This window comes from Micromonospora sp. GCM10011541 (assembly GCF_042650725.1).
GTDB lineage: Bacteria > Actinomycetota > Actinomycetes > Mycobacteriales > Micromonosporaceae > Micromonospora > Micromonospora sicca.
Genome location: NZ_JBHSBP010000033.1, coordinates 47,170 through 64,765, shown reverse-complemented (window position 1 = coordinate 64,765; position 17,596 = coordinate 47,170). Strand labels below are relative to the sequence as shown.

General features: G+C 72.7%; 18 protein-coding genes and 1 pseudogene. 10 read left to right on the top strand and 9 right to left on the bottom strand.

Annotation, left to right across the window (positions count from 1 at the left end; translation table 11 throughout):
* A pseudogene (locus ACFOYX_RS14025) lies at positions 1–202 on the top strand (hypothetical protein); the annotation flags it as partial.
* A gap of 216 nt (positions 203–418) precedes the next feature.
* Here ACFOYX_RS14025 and ACFOYX_RS14020 read toward each other — a convergent pair.
* Together ACFOYX_RS14020 and gdhA are read right to left on the bottom strand one after the other, a co-directional pair.
* Positions 419–1,792: a hypothetical protein gene (locus ACFOYX_RS14020; RefSeq protein WP_322441878.1), complete on the bottom strand. Its 1,374-nt coding sequence runs from the start codon at positions 1,790–1,792 to the stop codon at positions 419–421.
* 162 nt (positions 1,793–1,954) lie between these two features.
* Complete coding sequence (gene gdhA, locus ACFOYX_RS14015) at positions 1,955–3,292, bottom strand: NADP-specific glutamate dehydrogenase (protein ID WP_322441879.1); 1,338 nt, start codon at positions 3,290–3,292, stop codon at positions 1,955–1,957.
* Positions 3,293–3,404: 112 nt separating this feature from the next.
* Between gdhA and ACFOYX_RS14010 the strand changes: the two genes are divergently transcribed.
* From ACFOYX_RS14010 to ACFOYX_RS13995, 4 genes are all read left to right on the top strand, one after another.
* Positions 3,405–3,716: a hypothetical protein gene (locus ACFOYX_RS14010; protein ID WP_322441880.1), complete on the top strand. Its 312-nt coding sequence runs from the start codon at positions 3,405–3,407 to the stop codon at positions 3,714–3,716.
* Between the two features lie 619 nt (positions 3,717–4,335).
* Complete coding sequence (locus tag ACFOYX_RS14005) at positions 4,336–4,929, top strand: hypothetical protein (protein ID WP_322441877.1); 594 nt, start codon at positions 4,336–4,338, stop codon at positions 4,927–4,929.
* A 513-nt stretch (positions 4,930–5,442) separates the two neighbouring features.
* On the top strand, positions 5,443–6,414 hold the full coding sequence (locus ACFOYX_RS14000) for a pirin family protein (RefSeq protein WP_322441876.1): 972 nt from the start codon (positions 5,443–5,445) through the stop codon (positions 6,412–6,414).
* Between the two features lie 31 nt (positions 6,415–6,445).
* The gene (locus ACFOYX_RS13995; RefSeq protein WP_322441875.1) at positions 6,446–7,111 is read left to right on the top strand and encodes a hypothetical protein; all 666 of its coding nucleotides are present in this window, start codon (positions 6,446–6,448) and stop codon (positions 7,109–7,111) included.
* A gap of 211 nt (positions 7,112–7,322) precedes the next feature.
* Here the strand turns inward: ACFOYX_RS13995 and ACFOYX_RS13990 are convergent, their stop codons facing one another.
* A complete protein-coding gene (locus tag ACFOYX_RS13990; protein ID WP_322441874.1) occupies positions 7,323–7,982 on the bottom strand; it encodes a DUF1345 domain-containing protein in 660 nt (219 codons plus the stop codon).
* Positions 7,983–7,994: 12 nt separating this feature from the next.
* On the bottom strand, positions 7,995–8,267 hold the full coding sequence (locus tag ACFOYX_RS13985; protein WP_322441873.1) for a DUF2795 domain-containing protein: 273 nt from the start codon (positions 8,265–8,267) through the stop codon (positions 7,995–7,997).
* A gap of 156 nt (positions 8,268–8,423) precedes the next feature.
* Between ACFOYX_RS13985 and ACFOYX_RS13980 the strand changes: the two genes are divergently transcribed.
* On the top strand, positions 8,424–8,834 hold the full coding sequence (locus ACFOYX_RS13980; protein WP_322441872.1) for a DUF2267 domain-containing protein: 411 nt from the start codon (positions 8,424–8,426) through the stop codon (positions 8,832–8,834).
* A 25-nt stretch (positions 8,835–8,859) separates the two neighbouring features.
* On the opposite strand, the gene ACFOYX_RS13975 is transcribed toward ACFOYX_RS13980, so the two are convergent.
* Complete coding sequence (locus tag ACFOYX_RS13975) at positions 8,860–10,026, bottom strand: CaiB/BaiF CoA-transferase family protein (protein ID WP_322441871.1); 1,167 nt, start codon at positions 10,024–10,026, stop codon at positions 8,860–8,862.
* A 273-nt stretch (positions 10,027–10,299) separates the two neighbouring features.
* Between ACFOYX_RS13975 and ACFOYX_RS13970 the strand changes: the two genes are divergently transcribed.
* The 4 genes from ACFOYX_RS13970 to ACFOYX_RS13955 all read left to right on the top strand — a co-directional run bounded on the left by ACFOYX_RS13970 (position 10,300) and on the right by ACFOYX_RS13955 (position 13,085).
* A complete protein-coding gene (locus ACFOYX_RS13970; protein WP_322441870.1) occupies positions 10,300–11,319 on the top strand; it encodes a TerC/Alx family metal homeostasis membrane protein in 1,020 nt (339 codons plus the stop codon).
* Positions 11,320–11,412: 93 nt separating this feature from the next.
* Positions 11,413–12,012, top strand: a complete 600-nt coding sequence (locus tag ACFOYX_RS13965) for a sulfite oxidase-like oxidoreductase (protein WP_322441869.1) — start codon at positions 11,413–11,415, stop codon at positions 12,010–12,012.
* A 1-nt stretch (position 12,013) separates the two neighbouring features.
* A complete protein-coding gene (locus tag ACFOYX_RS13960; protein WP_322441867.1) occupies positions 12,014–12,775 on the top strand; it encodes a ferredoxin reductase in 762 nt (253 codons plus the stop codon).
* Between the two features lie 16 nt (positions 12,776–12,791).
* On the top strand, positions 12,792–13,085 hold the full coding sequence (locus ACFOYX_RS13955; protein ID WP_322441866.1) for a DUF6510 family protein: 294 nt from the start codon (positions 12,792–12,794) through the stop codon (positions 13,083–13,085).
* Positions 13,086–13,193: 108 nt separating this feature from the next.
* Here ACFOYX_RS13955 and ACFOYX_RS13950 read toward each other — a convergent pair whose 3' ends face one another.
* The 4 genes from ACFOYX_RS13950 to ACFOYX_RS13935 all read right to left on the bottom strand — a co-directional run bounded on the left by ACFOYX_RS13950 (position 13,194) and on the right by ACFOYX_RS13935 (position 17,588).
* Complete coding sequence (locus ACFOYX_RS13950) at positions 13,194–14,132, bottom strand: carbohydrate kinase (protein WP_322441865.1); 939 nt, start codon at positions 14,130–14,132, stop codon at positions 13,194–13,196.
* A gap of 1 nt (position 14,133) precedes the next feature.
* Positions 14,134–15,213: a glycosyl hydrolase family 32 gene (locus ACFOYX_RS13945; RefSeq protein ID WP_322441864.1), complete on the bottom strand. Its 1,080-nt coding sequence runs from the start codon at positions 15,211–15,213 to the stop codon at positions 14,134–14,136.
* A gap of 140 nt (positions 15,214–15,353) precedes the next feature.
* Positions 15,354–16,388: a LacI family DNA-binding transcriptional regulator gene (locus ACFOYX_RS13940; protein ID WP_109805303.1), complete on the bottom strand. Its 1,035-nt coding sequence runs from the start codon at positions 16,386–16,388 to the stop codon at positions 15,354–15,356.
* A 72-nt stretch (positions 16,389–16,460) separates the two neighbouring features.
* Positions 16,461–17,588: a glycoside hydrolase family 172 protein gene (locus ACFOYX_RS13935; RefSeq protein ID WP_322441863.1), complete on the bottom strand. Its 1,128-nt coding sequence runs from the start codon at positions 17,586–17,588 to the stop codon at positions 16,461–16,463.
* Between the last annotated feature and the right edge of the window lie 8 nt (positions 17,589–17,596).

Here is a 17,596-nt window from a genome sequence, read left to right as displayed (position 1 = left end):
TGGTTGGGGTTCGCCGGAGCAGATCACCGACCCCGAGTACGCGACCCTGGCGTTCGAGAAGGGTCTGAAGCAGGTCGACGGGTGGCGGGACATGCCGCTGACCGAGGCCGCGCAGACGGTGCAGGTGTCGGCCTACCCGGACGCCTACGCCCAGTGGGAGCAGCAGGCCGCCCACCTCGTCGCCGAGCACTGGAACAGCTGACAAGCGAACAACAAGCAAAAGCCGCTGGCCGGCACCCCGGAGACACGGGGTGCCGGCCAGCGGCGTTTCCACGTACAAACACAAGACCGTGACCGCCGGGCGGACGGTGACCAACGTCAGGGCTGGGGGCGACCGTCCCCGGCGCAGGGATCAAGCCTGACCGCCCGGAGCCGGGGACGGTCGCCCCCAGCCCCAAAGCGCAACCATCCCAAGAACTCAGGGGCAGGGCGCGTACAGACGCCGGGTGCCGGCCCCCGCGGCGTAAGCGGCCCGATCGCTGAACCGGCAGCCGAAGTCCGGCGCCGCAACCGCCCGCGGATCGGTCACCGCGTCCCCCGCCGGCCGGGCGCCACTGCGCACCCAGGTGGTGAGGTCGTCCCAGGCGGCGCCGGCCTCGGCCGGGGTGAACTCGCAGTGCTGGGCGGCCCGGATGGCCCGCTGCACCACCAGCCGGCTGCGTCCGTGCCACGCCACGTCCCGGGCGTACGCCTGCTCCATGGCGAAGGGTACGAAGAGGTCGCCGAGGTCGTGCAGGCTGACCACCGGCGCGGTCGGTCGGCCGTTGATCCGGGGTACCTCGGTCAGCGTGGGAGAGAGGCGCTGCCACGGGTTCTCCGGGGCGACCCGCTGGACGGTGGCGTTGACGTCCACCGGGCTGTTCGGGGTGTACCGGGTGAGCAGGTTGGTGGCGAGCTGGCCGGGCCGCTGCGCGGGGGAGTCCCCGCCGTTGGTGGCGCTGATCGCGAAGAGGAAGTCCTTCCAGACGGCGAAGGAGGCCTCGGCGCCCGGCCGATCACCGCCCGAGCGGTTGATGGTGATGGTGCGCAGCTGCTTGCCCAGCTCGTTGGTGGTGTCCGGCCCGCCCGGCTTGAGCCCGGCCAGGCCGAGCGCCACCTGGATGCGCGGCACCGCGTTGGTGAGGTAGTCCGGCGGCGTCGGGTACGCGTGCACGCCGGCGAGGGCCTGCGCGACCAGGTTGTAGTCGAGGAAGAAGTCGAACAGCTCGTGGTCGCCGAGCACGCCGCACATCGGCAGCGCTCCGTCGTAGTAGCCGGGGTACTGCTCCAGCGAGCGGCCGATGATGTGGCCGCCCATCGAGACCCCGGCGATGAGCATCCGCTGGGGCCGCTTGACGGTGCCGGCGAAGAGGTCGGCGAGGTCGCGGGTGCTCAGCACGCCGGAGCGGATGTCGTAGCCGTTGCGGTCGTACGAGGACGACGCCCACGCGTACCCCTGTTCCAGCACCCGCTGGCGCAGGCCGAACGCCGGCGTCTCGGGGGAGAGCACGGTGGTCTGGCCGCGGTAGCCGTGCGTCCACATCACCAGGTCGCCGTTCCAGTCGGCGGGTACCTCGATGATGTAGCCGGCGTGTTCGTGCACGCCCTGCCGGACGGTGGTGGGCGTGCCGCGCACGACGAGCGGATCCAGCGGCGGGTTGCTGATGGTGTAGCCGGGCAGCGGCTGGCTGCCGTCGCCGTCGTCGCCGTCGGCGGCGGCGGCCGGCGCGGCGCCGGCGAGCCCGACCGTGAGGGTCAGGGCGGCGCCGGCGGCGAGCAGCCGGCGGACCAGGCGGGTGGTTGAGGTCAGCATCGTTGCTCCCCCGGGGACGGTGCCGCCCCACCGGGGGCGACCAGGCGGGACGGATGCCTACCGGCCGGTAGCGCCCTGAAACTAGGCTTGCCGTCGATCCCTGTCAATCACCTCCTGACCGAACGGTCAGTCAGTTCCGCCCGGTCCGCCCACAGTGGCCGCTCACACCAGACCGTGCGCCAGCATCGCCTCCGCCACCCGGCGGAACCCGTTGATGTTCGCCCCGGCCACGTAGTCGCCGGGCAGCCCGTACTCCTCGGCGGTGGCCCAGCAGCGGGCGTGGATGTCCCGCATCGTCTCCCGCAGGCGCTGCTCCGACTGGGCGAACGTCCACGAGTCCCGGCTGGCGTTCTGCTGCATCTCCAGCGCGCTCACCGCCACCCCACCGGCGTTGGCCGCCTTGCCCGGAGCGAACCGCACCCCCGCCCGCCCGAGGATGCGTACCGCCTCCGGGGTGGTCGGCATGTTGGCACCCTCCACCACCGCGACGCAGCCACCGGCCACCAGCGCCGCGGCCTCCGCGCCGCCGATCTCGTTCTGCGTCGCGCACGGCAGCGCCAGGTCGCAGGGCACCTCCCAGACGGTACGACCGGACACCGCCACCGCGTGCGGCACGTGCCGTACGTAGTCGTCCAGCCGGGCCCGCCGCTCCTCCTTCAACTCCCGCAGCAGCGCCAGGTCGATGCCCTTCTCGTCCAGCACATAGCCATCGGAGTCCGAGCAGGCCACCACCGTCCCGCCGAGCTGGTGCACCTTCTCGATCGCGTAGATCGCCACGTTGCCCGAGCCGGAGACCACCACCCGCTTGCCCTCCAGGCTGTCCCCGGTCTGCTGCAGCATCTCGTCGGCGAAGAAGACCGCCCCGTACCCGGTGGCCTCCCGGCGCACCTGCGCGCCCCCGTACGACAGGCCCTTGCCGGTCAGCACCCCCGACTCGTACCGGTTGGTGATCCGCTTGTACTGGCCGAACAGGTAGCCGATCTCCCGGCCGCCGACCCCGATGTCCCCGGCCGGCACGTCGGTCTGCGCGCCGATGTGCCGGTACAGCTCCGTCATGAAGCTCTGGCAGAAGCGCATCACCTCCCGATCCGAGCGGCCCTTCGGGTCGAAGTCCGCGCCGCCCTTGCCACCGCCGATCGGCAACCCGGTCAGCGCGTTCTTGAAGATCTGCTCGAAACCGAGGAACTTGACGATCCCCAGGTACACCGACGGATGGAACCGCAGCCCACCCTTGAACGGGCCGAGCGCGCTGTTGAACTCCACCCGGAAGCCCCGGTTCACCCGCACCCGGCCGTGGTCGTCCTCCCACGGCACCCGGAAGATGACCTGCCGCTCGGGCTCGCAGATCCGCTCGATGATCCGCGCGTGCGCGTACTCGGGGTGACGGGCCAGGGCCGGGCCGATGCTCTCCAGCACCTCCCGTACCGCCTGGTGGAACTCCGGCTCGCCCGGGTTCCGGTTGACCACACTGGCGAACACCGTCTCGACGGCCTCCGGCATCACCGACACGTCCCTTCAGTCCCGGCGGCGGCATCGTCGCCACCACCGGATCGGCATTTCCGCCGACCGCCCCCGGATACGGATCGTCACCGCTGTCCGGTTCACTGGTCCGATGGACGAGTTGATCTGGGACGCGGTCCGGGCCTCGCGCGGCTGGCTGGACGCCGCCAACGGCACCGGCGACGCCGAGCTGACCTGTCGGATCCTCAAGCTCGCCGAGGAGGCGGGGGAAGCGGCGGGGGCCTGGATCGGGGTGCTCGGGCAGAACCCGCGCAAGGGGGTCACCCACAGCCGGGAGGACGTGGGGGCCGAACTGGCGGACGTGGTGTTCACGGCGCTGGTCGCGATCGAGAGCCTGGGGTTGGACGCCCGGGCGGTGGTGTCGTCGTGCGCCGCGAAGGTGCGGGATCGGGCCTCGTCCTGAGCCGGCTCCGTCTTGTTGCGCTGCGTCGGTGGTTGCGGTGGGGGCTGGGGGCGACCGTCCCCGGCTCCGGGCGGTCAGGCTTGATCCCTGCGCCGGGGACGGTCGCCCCCAGCCCTGACGTGGTCGCCGTCCGTCCCGGCAGTGCCAGGTGACTTTTGCGGGTACGGGTTCCGGTTCGCCGGAGATGGTGCGCTGCGGTGACAGCTTGGGCGTGATCGACTCCGTGTCGCCGATGTGGCGGTGTCCACCGGGGCGGGCATACCCCGCAATCGGCCATCTGGAGCCCGTGTCCGGTTCGGCCCGCCCGGCCACCGCCCGCATGGACGGGATGTCCGTTTCGGGTGTGACCGGCGGCATCCTGGCGGCGGAATCGTGGCGGGGTCGGGGTCGTTATATCTCGCGTACGACCGAGTACCTGGCCCGCTCGACCGGGCCGGCGGACGGGCCCGGAATGATGGTGGCCTGGCGGTCGTTACACATGGTCCCGGCGCCGCGAAGAAGCCCCGTGGTCGGACCGGGCGAAGACTTTCCCCCTTGCTTTTGAGCGCCTGACGGTGCTTGCGCACACGATCTCGACCCCCATCGGGTGTGTGCGCCAACCCCCGAATGGAGCTTCACCATGAACACGATCATGCGTAAGAGCGTGCTGGGTATTGCTGGTCTGGCTTTCACCGGTGGTGTGTTCGCCGGTCCGATCGCCGCGCACGCCGACACCCCGGTTGCTGCGAAGCCGGTCGCGGTGGCGGTGCAGGCCGACAAGCCGGGCGTCGACAAGGCGAAGCTGATTCCGCATGGTGTGCAGGGCGCCCAGTCGAAGATCACTCTAAACGACGAGCAGACCGCCAACGCGAAGGCGATCATCGCGGCGACGAAGAAGGCGGGTCTGCCGGAGCGGGCCGCGGTCATCTCGATCGCCACCAGCCTGCAGGAGTCGAAGCTGGAGAACCTGGGTCACCTGGGTGACCGCAACGACCACGACTCGCTGGGCCTGTTCCAGCAGCGCCCGTCGAGTGGTTGGGGTTCGCCGGAGCAGATCACCGACCCCGAGTACGCGACCCTGGCGTTCGAGAAGGGCCTGAAGCAGGTCGACGGGTGGCGGGACATGCCGCTGACCGAGGCCGCCCAGACGGTGCAGGTGTCGGCCTACCCGGACGCCTACGCCCAGTGGGAGCAGCAGGCCGCCCACCTCGTCGCCCAGCACTGGAACAGCTGACCTGACCAAGCAACACGCAACAAGCCGCTGGCCGGCACCCCGACGAGGGTGCCGGCCATCGGCGTCTCCGGATCTTGGACAGTTACCGTTCTCCCCGAACGGCAACTGTCCAAGATCTAAAACCGTGAAGGGCAGCGGCCCGAATAGGGACGGCCTGGTACGCCCGGGCGGAGCGGGAGCAGGTCAGGGCTGGGGGCGACCGTCCCCGGCGCAGGGATCAAGCCTGACCGCACGAAGCCCGGGACGGTCGCCCCAGCCCCAAAGCCCAACCAAAGACGGACCAAGTGATCCGGACGAGCCGAGGCTACGTACTTCCCGCCGGGGACCGGGGAGAGGGGATCGGCATGGCGGGGGCGGACGAGCCGGACGGTTTACCTGGAGGGTCGACACGGGGTGGCGGCGGGCGAGCTGATCAGCTCGCCCAGCTGGGACCGGGCGGCCGACCGGCTCTACGTCGACCTGGTGGCGGCGGCGAACACCGTCACCGTCGCGGGCTGAGCGTACAGTCGGGCGGTGGACCGTACTGAATCGTTGCCGGCGCAGACCCTGCCGCCCGGCGTGGCCTCCACCGACCCGGGCAGCGTGCTGCTGCCCGGCCACGACGTGCCGCTGGGGCGCTACACCACGGTGCGGCGGCTGCTGCCGCAGCGGCAGCGCCGGATGGTCGGGGCCTGGTGTTTCGTCGACCATTTCGGACCGGACGACGTCGCCGAGCGGCCCGGCATGGAGGTGCCGCCGCACCCGCACAGCGGCCTGCAGACGGTGACCTGGCTGCTCGACGGGGAGATCCTGCACCGGGACAGCCTGGGCAACGTGCAGCCGATCCGGCCCGGCCAGTTGAACGTGATGACCTCCGGCCACGGCATCGCCCACTCCGAGCGGTCACCGGCGGAGCATCCGCCGGTCATGCACGGCGTGCAGCTGTGGGTGGCGTTGCCGGACCCGGCGCGGGCGGGTGCGGCCGACTTCGCCCACCACGCGGAGCTGCCCCGCTGGCGTGACGGCGACCTGGACGTCACGCTGCTGGTCGGCGAGGCCGGCGGCGAGCGTTCGCCGGCCGTGGTGCACACCCCGCTGGTGGGCGCGCAGGTCGAGGTGCGCGGTCCGGTGCCGGCCACGCTGCCGCTGCGCCACGACTTCGAGTACGGGCTGCTGGCGATGTCCGGCTCCGCGACGGCGGACGGGGTGCCGTTCGCCCCGGGCGCCCTGCTGTACCTGGGCGCCGGCCGGGAAGGGTTGACCCTGAGCGGGGCCCCGGGCAGCCGGCTGCTGCTGCTCGGTGGCGTGCCCTTCGACGAGCCCCTCGTGATGTGGTGGAACTTCGTGGGCCGGTCGCACGAGGAGGTCGCGGCCGCCCGGGAGGACTGGATGGCCGGCCGGCGGTTCGGGACGGTGGCCGACGACCCGGCGCCGCCGCTGCCGGCGCCCGCGCTGCCCACCACCCGGCTGAAGGCCCGTGACCGCCGCGGCGGCCTGCTCGGCTGATTGGGCGGCCCCGTCACGGGTAGACGCGGGCATGCCGACAAGTGCGATCTCCAGCATCGAGGACAAGAAGCGACTGGTACGCCGGCTCGCCGGTGACGGTCGCGGTTTCGCCGAAAAGTACGGCTTCCGGGTCACCAACAACCCGTCCAGCCTGTTCCAGGTGCTCTGTCTGTCCGTCCTGCTGTCCCGGCCGGGGGATTTCCGCCGGTCGGTCGAGGCGGCGGGCGCGCTGCGCGACGCGGGCTGGGACAGCGCCGCCCGGCTGGCCCGTTCGTTGCACGGCGACCGGGTGCGGGTGCTGCGCGAGCACGGCCAGCGCGGCGACGTGGACGGGCTCGCCGACGTGCTGGGCGACCTCGCCCAGACCGTCGTGGAGCGCTACCGGGGCGACCTGCGGCGGTTGCGGACGGAGGCGCACCAGGATCCGGTCCGGGAGCGGAAGCTGCTCACCGACCTGCCCGGGGTGGACGACGAGGTGATCGAGCTGTTCCTGCGGGAGGCGCAGGCGGTGTGGCGGGAGGTGGCGCCGGTGGCCGACCGTCGCGCCCTGGTGGCCGCGCGCCGCCTGGGCCTGGGCCGCTCCGCCGACGACCTGGCCGACCTGGCCGGCAGCGGTGAGTCGGAGCGGTTGGCCTGGCTGGTCGGGGCGCTGGCCCGGGTGGACCTGGAGAAGCGGTACGCGGAGCTGACCGGCTGATCAGGACGTGCCGCGGGACACAGTTTCGCGATACTCACCCGAAAGGCTGATCCCGCATCGTATGATGATCGTGGCAGCGATGCCCGCCCGGTTCGGGCGAACATCCACCGCCTGGCGGTCGCGATCCGGTTCGGGCGCGGATCGCCGGGAGCAGGTGCTGCGTGGCGCCCCAGGTCGCGGTTCGTGACCGGGGCGCCCGCCTGTCACCGGATTATCTCGCCAGGCCGACGACCAGGTTCACCGTGGCCGCGATGATGACCGCGCCGAACAGGTACGACAGCAGCATATGGCGCAGCACGGTGCGGCGCATCTCGGCGCTGCACAGGTCGGTGTCGGAGACCTGGAACGTCGCCCCCACCGTGAACGCCAGGTACGCGAAGTCCGCGTAGCAGGGCGCCTCGTCCTGGTGGAAGTCCACGCCGCCCGGTTCGCCGGCGTAGTACAGGCGGGCGTACCGGGCGGTGAAGAGGGTGTGCACGACGAACCAGGAGAGCACCACGCTGAGCACGCCCAGCGCGCCGTAGGCGTCCAGCGGCAGCCCGGGCGGCACCGAATGCGCGGTGGTGAGCACCACCCCGACCGCGAGCAGGCTGGCCAGGCAGGCCCCCAGCAGCAGCCCGTCCCGCATCGGGCGGTTCGGGTCCTCGTGCACGGCGAGCCGGGCGGTGCGGTCGGCGTCCAGGCGCCAAAGCCGACTCCAGAGCAGGGCCAGCCAGCTCAGCGCGGCGGCGTCCCAGCCCACCAGCGGGCCGACCGGCGGCGAGACCAGGGCCGCGAACAGTCCACCGCAGACCACCCCGACCAGCCCCATCACGGTGAGCTGGACCGCCGCCGGGGTGTGCCCGTCCGGGTCGCGGATCGTGCGCCGCACCGGCGGCGGTGGTCAGATGCCGCGCAGGTGCTGGGAGACCCGCTGGTGCCGCGTGTCCCGGGCCTGCGCCGCGCGCTGCGCACGGCCGATCTCAGGGGCGGCGTCGATGCCGGCCGACCGGGCGACCTCGTTGCCGTTGGCGTAGTCGACCGGCGGCAGGGCCCGCAGGGCTCGCAACACCTCCGGCGGCGCGCCCTCCCGTTCGGCCTCGCGGACGACGTCGTCCTTCCCGGCCGGGTAGTCCAGCGCGGACAGGTACTCAAGGACGTCGGTGTAACTCGCCATGGGTGGGGCTCCTCGCGCGTCGGTTGCGGTCACGACCGGCGGCGGTTACCCGTCGTGCGGCGGGTCACGCGTGCCGTACGCGGAATTTCGCGGCCGTTTCCGCCCCGGTCCGGCGGGTAGGCGGCGACGGCGGAAGAGCCGAAGGGGGTACCACCGATGAACTACGACACCTTCGTCGACCAGATCGCGCAGCGGACCCGGGCGTCCTCGGAGCGGTCGGTCGAGTTGACCCGGGCCACGTTGGAGACGCTGGCCGAGCGGTTGACCGGGGGCGAGCTGCTCGACCTGGCGGCCCAGTTGCCGAAGCCGTTGCAGCTGGTGCTGAAGCCGCGCCCGGGCACCGAGGCGGCCGACCGGTTCGGCGCGGCCGAGTTCGTCGCCCGGGTCGGGCAGCGGGCCGGCATCGACGAGAACGCGGCGCGGGACACCGTCCGGGCGGTCTTCACCACGCTGCGCGAGGCGGTCAGCGGTGGCGAGTTCGACGACATCGTGGTGCAGCTGCCACGCGACTACCGGGAGATGGTGGAGCCGGCCCTGGCCCCCGGGGCGACCCTGCGCCGCGGCTGACCGGGCGCCGTCGCCCGGCGGGCGGTCAGCCGATCGCGCCGTCGGCGCGCAGGGCGGCGATCCGGTCGGCGTCGAAGCCCGCCTCGGCCAGCAGTTCGTCGGTGTGCTCGCCGGGCTGCGGCGGCGGTCGGCGGATCGAGGTCGGGGTGCCGGAGAAACGCGGCGCCGGGGCCGGCTGGGTCACCCCGTCGTGTTCGACGAAGACGCCCCGGGCGGCCAGGTGGGGATGCTCCGGCGCCTCCCGCCAGTCGAGCACCGGCGCGACGCAGGCGTCCGACCCGGCCAGCAGCTCCGCCCACTCGTCCCGGGTCCGGGTGCGGAAGAGCCGGCCCCAGGCCGCGCGCAGCGCGGGCCAGTTCGCCGGGTCGGTGCGGTCGAGGGACTCGTCGCCGGGGAGCGGGAAACCGGTGAGCCGGGCCAGTTCGTCGTAGAACTGCGGCTCCAGCGCGCCGACCGCGACATGTCCCCCGTCGGCGCACTCGTACGTGTCGTAGAAGGGCGCCCCGCCGTCGAGGAGGTTCACCCCCCGCTCGTCCTGCCACATGCCGAACCGGCGCAGCGCGTGGATCTGGGTGGCGAGCACCGACACACCGTCCACGATGGCCGCGTCGACCACCTGGCCGGGCGCGCCGGCGCGGACGGCGTAGAGGGCGGCCACCATGCCGAGGGCCAACATCATGCCCCCGCCGCCGAAGTCGCCGAGCAGGTTCATCGGCGGCACCGGCCGCTCGCCGGCCCGGCCGACGCCGTGCAGCGCGCCGGTCAGCGCCAGGTAGTCGATGTCGTGCCCGGCGGACGCGGCGAGGGGGCCCTGTTGTCCCCAGCCGGTCATCCGCCCGTAGACCAGCCGGGGGTTGACCGCGTGACAGTCGTCGGGGCCGAGCCCGAGGCGTTCGGTGACCCCGGGGCGGAAGCCCTCCAGCAGCGCGTCGGACCGTTTGACCAGGGCCAGCACCACCTCGCGGCCGGCGGCCGACTTGAGGTCCACGGCGACGGAGCGGCGGTTGCGGTGGAGCAGGTCCCCGGGCAGGCTGCCGAACCCGGCGGGTGCCGTCCGGTCCACCCGCACCACGTCGGCGCCGAGGTCGGCCAGCATCATCGCAGCGAACGGGCCGGGCCCGATGCCGGCCAGCTCGATCACGCGGACCCCGGCGAGGGGGCCGACCGGGATGGGCGCTGCGTCGTCGGTCATCGGGCCACGATAGGCGTCCGCCGTCCACCCCGTCGCCCCCCGGGCCGGCGGCGTACCGCCACCCAGCGGTTGACCAGGGCAACCAGCTGACCTGGGGTGGCGGGTCCGACTTGGCGGACGAGCCGAGCGGCCCTAACCTTGCGACACGAGGGGAGTACTTCCCACGAACCATTCCGGTCAGTACGGTGCGCCCCGGGCGCGCCTCGGGTGGTTGCCCACGGGAACGGTGGGTGAAGGAGACCTCGAACATGTCACGGTGTTCGAGGAGGCCCCATGACCGAATTGTCATATCTGTCCGCCGCCGAGCTGTCGTCGGTCGGCACCCCCACGCTGTGGGGGGTGACCATCGCCGGGGTGCTCGCCCTGCTGGTGCTGGACTTCCTGGTCACCCGCCGCCCACACGAGGTGTCGATCAAGGAGGCGCTCGGCTGGTCGGCGTTCTACATCGCCCTGCCGCTGGCCTTCGGTGCCTGGGTCTGGTCCCGCTTCGGCTCCGAACTGGGCGTGCAGTACCTCACCGGTTACCTGGTGGAGAAGTCGCTCTCGGTCGACAACCTCTTCGTCTTCATGCTGCTGCTGGCCGCGTTCGCGGTGCCGGCCGTGCTCGCCCAGCGGGTGCTGCTATACGGCATCGCCGGCGCGCTGGTGCTCCGCGCGATCTTCATCGCCCTCGGCGCCGCCGCCCTGCAGACCCTCGACTTCGCCTTCCTGCTGTTCGGCCTCATCCTGATCGCCACCGCGGTCAAGCTGCTGCGCGACGCCCTCTCCGGGCACGCGCAGGAGGTCGACATCAACAAGATGCGGTCGGTGCGGCTGCTGCGCCGGTTCATGCCGGTGGTCGACGAGTACCACGGCACCAGGATGACGATCCGGCAGCACGGCCGGCGCGCGCTCACCCCGCTCGCCCTGGTCGTGGTGGCGGTGCTCGCCACCGACATCGTCTTCGCCGTCGACTCGGTGCCCGCCGTCTACGGCATCACCGAGGACCCGTACCTGGTCTTCGCCACGAACGCGTTCGCCCTGCTCGGCCTGCGGGCGCTCTACTTCGTGCTGCACGCCGCGCTGAGCCGCTTGGTCCACCTCAGCTACGGCCTGGCCATCATCCTCGCCTTCATCGGGGTCAAGCTGGGCCTGCACTGGGCGCACGGCAGCTGGTCCGGCGTACCGCAGATCCCGACCCTCGCCTCGCTCGGCGTGATCATCGGCGTCCTGGTGGTCGTGACCCTGACCAGCCTGCGCGCCACCCGCGACCGCGAGTCCGTCGACGCCGCCGTCGTCACCGAACGGCACTGACCCCGGGATCCGGCCGCCGTGGTTGGTCACCCACGGCGGAGAGTCCGGCCGATCGGGGTGTCCAACCCCACCCCCGGGTGGTACGACTGTCGGGTGGGAATTGTGTCGCCTGGCTTCCAGGGTCGGCCCCGCTCGGCCGAACCGGCCCTGCCGCCCGGCCAGTATCTGACCGAGGACTTTCCGGTGCTCTCCGCCGGTCCGACGCCGCGGGTGCCGCTGGACACGTGGGAGTTCGTCGTCACCGACGAGGGGGGCGCCGAGTTCCGGTGGTCCTGGGCCGAGCTGATGGGCCTGCCGCAGGAGACGCCCACCGTGGACATCCACTGCGTCACCCGGTGGTCCAAGCTCGGCACCAGCTGGCAGGGGGTGTCGCTGGACACCCTGCTGGAGGGAATCGGGACCGCCGCCCGGTACGCGCTGGTCCACTCGTACGGCGGATACACCACCAACCTGCCGTTGGACGACCTGCGCGGTGGCCGGGCCTGGGTGGCGCACACCTACGACGGCGGCCCGCTGCCGGCCGAGCACGGCGGCCCGGCCCGGCTGCTCGTCCCGCACCTGTACTTCTGGAAGTCGGCCAAGTGGGTGCGGGGCATCCGGTTGCTGGTCGACGACAAGCCGGGCTTCTGGGAGACCGCCGGCTACCACGACTACGGCGACCCGTGGCGCGAGCAGCGCTACCAGGGCGACTGAGGTGGCCGCGCCCACGACCGGCAGCCGGGTGGCCGCGCCGCTGACCTGGCGGGTGGCCTGGCTGGTGGAGCGCCGGACCGAGACGCCGACCGCGCAGACCCTGGTCCTGGAGGCGCCCGGCTGGCCGGGGCACCTGGCCGGGCAGCACGTCGACGTCCGGCTCACCGCCCCGGACGGCTACCAGGCCGGCCGATCGTACTCCCTCGCCGGTCCCGCCGAGGGGGACCGGATCGCGCTGACCGTCCAGAAGGTGCCCGACGGGGAGGTCTCGCCGTACCTGATCGACGTGTACGCCGAGGGCGACCCGGTGGAGGTGCGTGGCCCGGTCGGCGGCTGGTTCGTCTGGCGTACCGACGAGACCGCGCCGGTGCTGCTGGTGGCCGGCGGCTCGGGCGTGGTGCCGCTGATGGCGATGGTCCGGGCCCGCCGGGAGGCGGGCAGCCGGGTGCCGTTCCGGCTGATCTACTCGGTGCGCACCCCGGCGGACGTGATCTACGCCGACGAGCTGCGCCGGCGGGCCCGCGACGACCAGGGTCTGGACGTGGCGTACGTGTACACCCGGGAGGCGCCCGAGGGGTGGCGGGGCGAACCGCACCGGATCGGCCTGGCCGACGTGAACACCCATGGCTGGCCGCCGGACCTGGAGCCGCTCTGCTACGTCTGCGGCCCGACCGGGTTCGTGGAGACGGTGGCGGACCTGCTGGTCGGGCTGGGACACCAGGCCCGGCGGGTGAAGACCGAACGGTTCGGCCCGACCGGTTGAACGGCGAGGAGACCTGATGACCGACATGTCCTACCTGGACGGCAACATGCTCGACGGGCCGCTGCGCGAACTGTTCGCGGTGGACCTGAGCGCCGCCACCGGCCGGTGTGAGTCGTGCGGGACGGTCGGTCCGGTGGCCGGGCTGCACGTCTTCTCGCACGCTCCGGGCCTGGTGGGCCGCTGCCCGGCCTGCAGCGGGGTGATGCTGCGGCTGGTCCGGGCGCCCGACCGGGCCTGGCTGGACCTGCGCGGCACGACCTACCTCCAGGTGCCGATGCCGCTGGACCAGCCGCACCCCCGCCCACTCTGACCGACCGAAACCCGGTCCACCTCGCGGACTTCACCCGCGAGGAATGACCCACCGCTCCTGGACGGTACCGTCCCGGTCGAACGATGGCTGTCCGAGATCGAAGGCGGTTCACGCGTCGACGACGTTCGCCAACTCGTCGCGGCGGGGTGGGTCGGCGCCCGGCCGCTCGCAGGTCATCCCCGCCACCAGCGTGGCGTGGTCGAGCACCGCGCCGAGTCGCGCCCAGTCCAGCGCGCCGACCGCCGCCGGGGCGGCGGCGTCTGCCTCGACCAGGGCATCGAGCAGTCCGGCGGTGAAGGCGTCGCCCGCGCCGACGGTGTCCGCCACGGCCACCCGGCGGGCCGGTCGGGCGACGGACACGTCGGTGGTGGCGGCGTACGAACCCGCCGCGCCCCGGGTCGCCACCACCAGCCGTACGCCGAGGTCGAGCAGGCGGTCGGCCGCCTCCTCGACGGAGGCCCCGGGGAAGAGCCAGGCCAGGTCCTCGTCGCTGGCCTTGACCAGGTGGGCGTGCCGGGCCAGCGTGAGCAGCCGCGCCCGGGCGGCGTCCGGGTCGGCGAGGACCGCCGGGCGCACGTTCGGGTCGAGGCTGACCAGCACCCGGCCGGCGGCGTGCTCCCGGGCGAGCAGGTCGGCGAGCAGGTCCGCCCCGGGCGGCAGCAGGGTGGCCAGCGAACCGGTGTGCAGCACTCGGGTGCCGGCCGGCACCCCGTCCAGCTCGTGCGGCGCCCAGTGCCAGTCGGCAGTGCCGTCGAGGTAGAAGTCGTAGCTGGCCGCCCCCGTGACGTCCAGCGCGACGACGGCGAGGGTGGCCGGCCGGTCGTCGGCCACCGCCCAGGTCAGGTCCACCCCGTTGGCCTCGGCGTGCGCGCGCAGCCGGCGTCCGAACGAGGTCCGGGAGAAGCGGGCCAGCATCGCGGTCGGCCGGCCGAGCCGGGCAAGCCCCACCGCGACGTTGAGCGGGCTGCCCCCTGGGTGGGCGGCGAGCAGGTCGCCGCCGCCGGAGGGCGCGAGGTCGATCACCGCCTCCCCGAGCACGGTCAGCACGTCAGGCCCCCGCGGCCAGGGCGTCCGCCGCCGTCGCGCCGTTGACCTGGGTGCCGGCCGCGGGTGGGCCAGCCTGGCCGAGGTCCGGGGCGACATCCCGGCGGCCGTGCACCGAGTACGGCACTCCCGGCTCGGCGTCGCCGAGCAGCACCGTGCCGTCGTCGAGCACCCGGACCGGGATCGGGTCGCTCAGCTCGCCGACGAACCGGCCCTGCTCGTCGTGATTGTGGAAGGCGAGCAGCTGCCACCGGCCGTTATTGTCCCGCACCAGGCGTCCGCTGTAGAGGCTGTCATCGGTGAGCCGCTGCGCCTTCGTGGCGTCGAACGGGCCGAGCAGCGAGTCGCCCGGCACCGCCCACACCCCGCAGGCCCGGGCGTCGCGGCAGCGCTCGGCAAGCTGGTCGTGCAGGCAGGAGAAGATCAGGATCGGCCGGCCGTCGACGATCTCCACCTGGGGGACCTCGAGGTGGCCGAAGCCGCTGCCAGCCGTGGTGACCGGCGGCTGCGCCGTCCAGTGCACCAGGTCGTGCGAGCGGGCGTGCGCGATGACGCCCCGGTCGTCGACGGGCCCCTCGTTGGCCCGCGCCGTGATCAGCATGTGCCAGCCGTCGCCGTCCGGGTCCGCGAAGACCCAGGGGTCCCGCCACGCCTCGTCCTGCCAGGTGGAGTCGCCGAACCGCTCGTACCAGCGGCCGGCGGCGGTGAGCACCGGCGAGGTCGGGTGCCGTTCCCAGGTGACCAGGTCGTCCGAGGTGGCCAGCCCGATCCGCTGCACCAGGGCGCGTTCCGTGCTGCCGGCGCCGGTGTAGAACATGTACCAGCCGCCGTCCGGGCCGGGCAGCACCGAGCCGGTCCAGGTGGCCACGTCGTCGAAGGCGGGCCGGTCGGCCGGGACCAGCGCGTCGGCGAGCTGGGTCCAGGTCCGAAGGTCGGTGGAGAAGGCGTGGCCGACGCTGGCCCGGAAGTGCCGCCGGTCCGGGTCGCCGAGCGCCCGGGAGGCGCGCAGGAAGTACAGGTGGTGGGTGTCGCCCTCGCGGGCGAACCAGAAGTCCCAGATCCAGGCGTCGGGAAGTCGCAGCACGGTGGGTCCTTTATCTCGGCCGCCGTCAGCGGCGGTGTGTCGACGCCGCGAGTGGCGGCGGGGGTGCGTCGGCCGCGCTGGTGCGCGGCGGGCAGATGGATGCCGTCGGGTACGTCGGTGGGGCCCGACGGACGGACCGGTCAGTTCGGGGCTGTGGCGACCGACTGGCGGCGGACCAGCGGGCAGGGCATGACGACCTGCCGGGCGGTACGCCGGCGGGCCCCCTTGGGCTGGTCGAGCAGGTCGACCATGGTCTCCACGGCCCAGGCGCCCATCTCGTAGTGCGGCAGCGCCACGGTGGTCAGCCCCGGGTACAGCCCTTCCGCGATGAGTTCTTGGTTGTCGAAGCCGATCACCGAGAGGTCGTCGGGGATCCGCAGGCCGAGTTCGGCCGCCGCCCGGTACGCGCCCATCGCCATCCGGTCGTTGAAGCAGAACAGGGCGGTCGGCCGCTCGGCCCGGCCGAGCAGCTCCCGCGCCGCCCGGTAACCGCCGGGGGTGTCGGACTGCTCGACGACGACCAGCTCCGGCCGGAACGGCACCCCCGCCGCCCGCAGCGCCTCCTGGTAGCCCAGCAGACGGCCGTGGGTGGCGGGGATGTCGTCGACGTTGGTGAGAAAGCCGATCCGACGGTGGCCGTGGGTGAGCAGCTCGCCGACCGCCACCTCGCCGCCGCCGCGCTCGTCCGGCACCACCGACGGGTACGCCCCGTCGGTGCTGCTCGCGTCGAGCAGCACCACCGGCATCGGGCGCAGCTCGTCCGGGACCCGCACCACCTGGTGGTACATGGTCGCGTAGAGCACGCCGTCCACCCGGTGCCGGGCGAGCGCCTGGACCTCCCGCCGCTCGACCTCCGGGTCGCGCCCGGTGGTGAGCAGCATGAGCAGCCAGCCGCGGGCCGAAGCGGTCTCCTGCGCGCCGAGGATGATCCGCCCGGCGTGCGGGGTGGTGGCGATCTCGTCGCTGAGCAGCCCGAGGGTCTGCGAGCGCTGCAGCCGCAGCCCCCGGGCCAGCCCGTTCGCCGCGTAGCCGAGCTGGCGGGCCGCCGACTCGACGCGTTCGCGGGTCTCCGGGCTGACCCGGGTGCCGGACTTGTTGTTCAGCACGTGGGACACGGTGGTCACCGAAACGCCCGCCGCGGCGGCTACGTCGCGGATGCTCGCCTTCTGTCCCATCAGCTCACCATCGCAGTGCTCGGGTGGGCCCCGCCGTCCGGAGTGGACGACCGGCCAACGGTATCGGAGCGGTCACTCGTCCCACAGGCCGTGCTCGGGCCAGCGGCGCGGCAGGCGCTCGTCGACCGGCGGCAGGTCCAGCAGCGGCTTGTGCGGGTGGTGCTGGTACCAGTACGCCACCGACGAGAAGTCGTTGCCTTGGTCGTTGGCGTGCCCGTGCTCAATGGTCACCTTGATGCTCTTGCTGAAGCGCACCGGGTCCTCGATGTGGAACCGGTACATGCTCCACAGGCCGAAGTGCTCCTGGGGGCTGCTGGCCAGGCTGATGCCGTGGTACGGCCCGGCGTACGCCCCGCTGGGGAAGCCCCATGCGGCGTTGAAGTAATCCTCGGTGCCGGTGCCGTGCAGCGACGGCGGCCACTGCTCGCCGTCGATGAAGATCATGTCGTCGCCCTCACCCGGCCAGCTGTACGGCTGGTTGGAGGCGTTGTGGTTGTCGATGCTGAGCACGCAGCCGACGTAGTGCCCGGCGCCGCCCTCGGCGTCCAGGATGACGTAGTTCTCCTCGCCGGTCAGGTTGGTGCCGGGCAGGTCCCACGGCGCCGGCTTCTCGCCCGGGGCGAGCCCGTTGGGCACCGGCGTGCACGGCTTCTCCTGCCGGTAGTACGCGTGGAAGCGGCCCACGTCGTCCGGCACCGCCTCGTCGGTCAGCTCGTAGTCGACGTAGTAGAAGAGGTTCTCGATCGGCTGGTCGCTCTCGTTGCGAATGACGATCTTTGCGTGGCTGCCGAACGGCATCGGGAAGTACGAGTTCATCGCGGCGGCGAACGGCCCCTTCGGACCCCGGCGCGGCCCGAACACCATGCTCAGCGGCAGCGACACGTAGTGCGTGCAGGTGGCGTGGCCGACGCCGAAGAAGTCGCCCAGCGGGCTGCGGACGCTCGGGTTCTCCTCGCCGTCCCAGTACATCTCGATGACCAGCTTGCGGAGGTACATCGGGGAGTAGCAGCGGGTGGTCAGCCAGATGTGCTCGATCACGCCGGTGCCGGTGATGTCGGCCAGCACGGCGGTCTCGCCCGGGGGCACCACCTTGAAGTCGCGGTTGCCGCCGGTGCGGTCCCAGCTCGACTCGCGCTTGGAGCGGCCGGCCTTGACCCGGGAGAGGCCACCGAGGGGGCTGGTGGGTCGCCAGAACGACATGGTGTTCC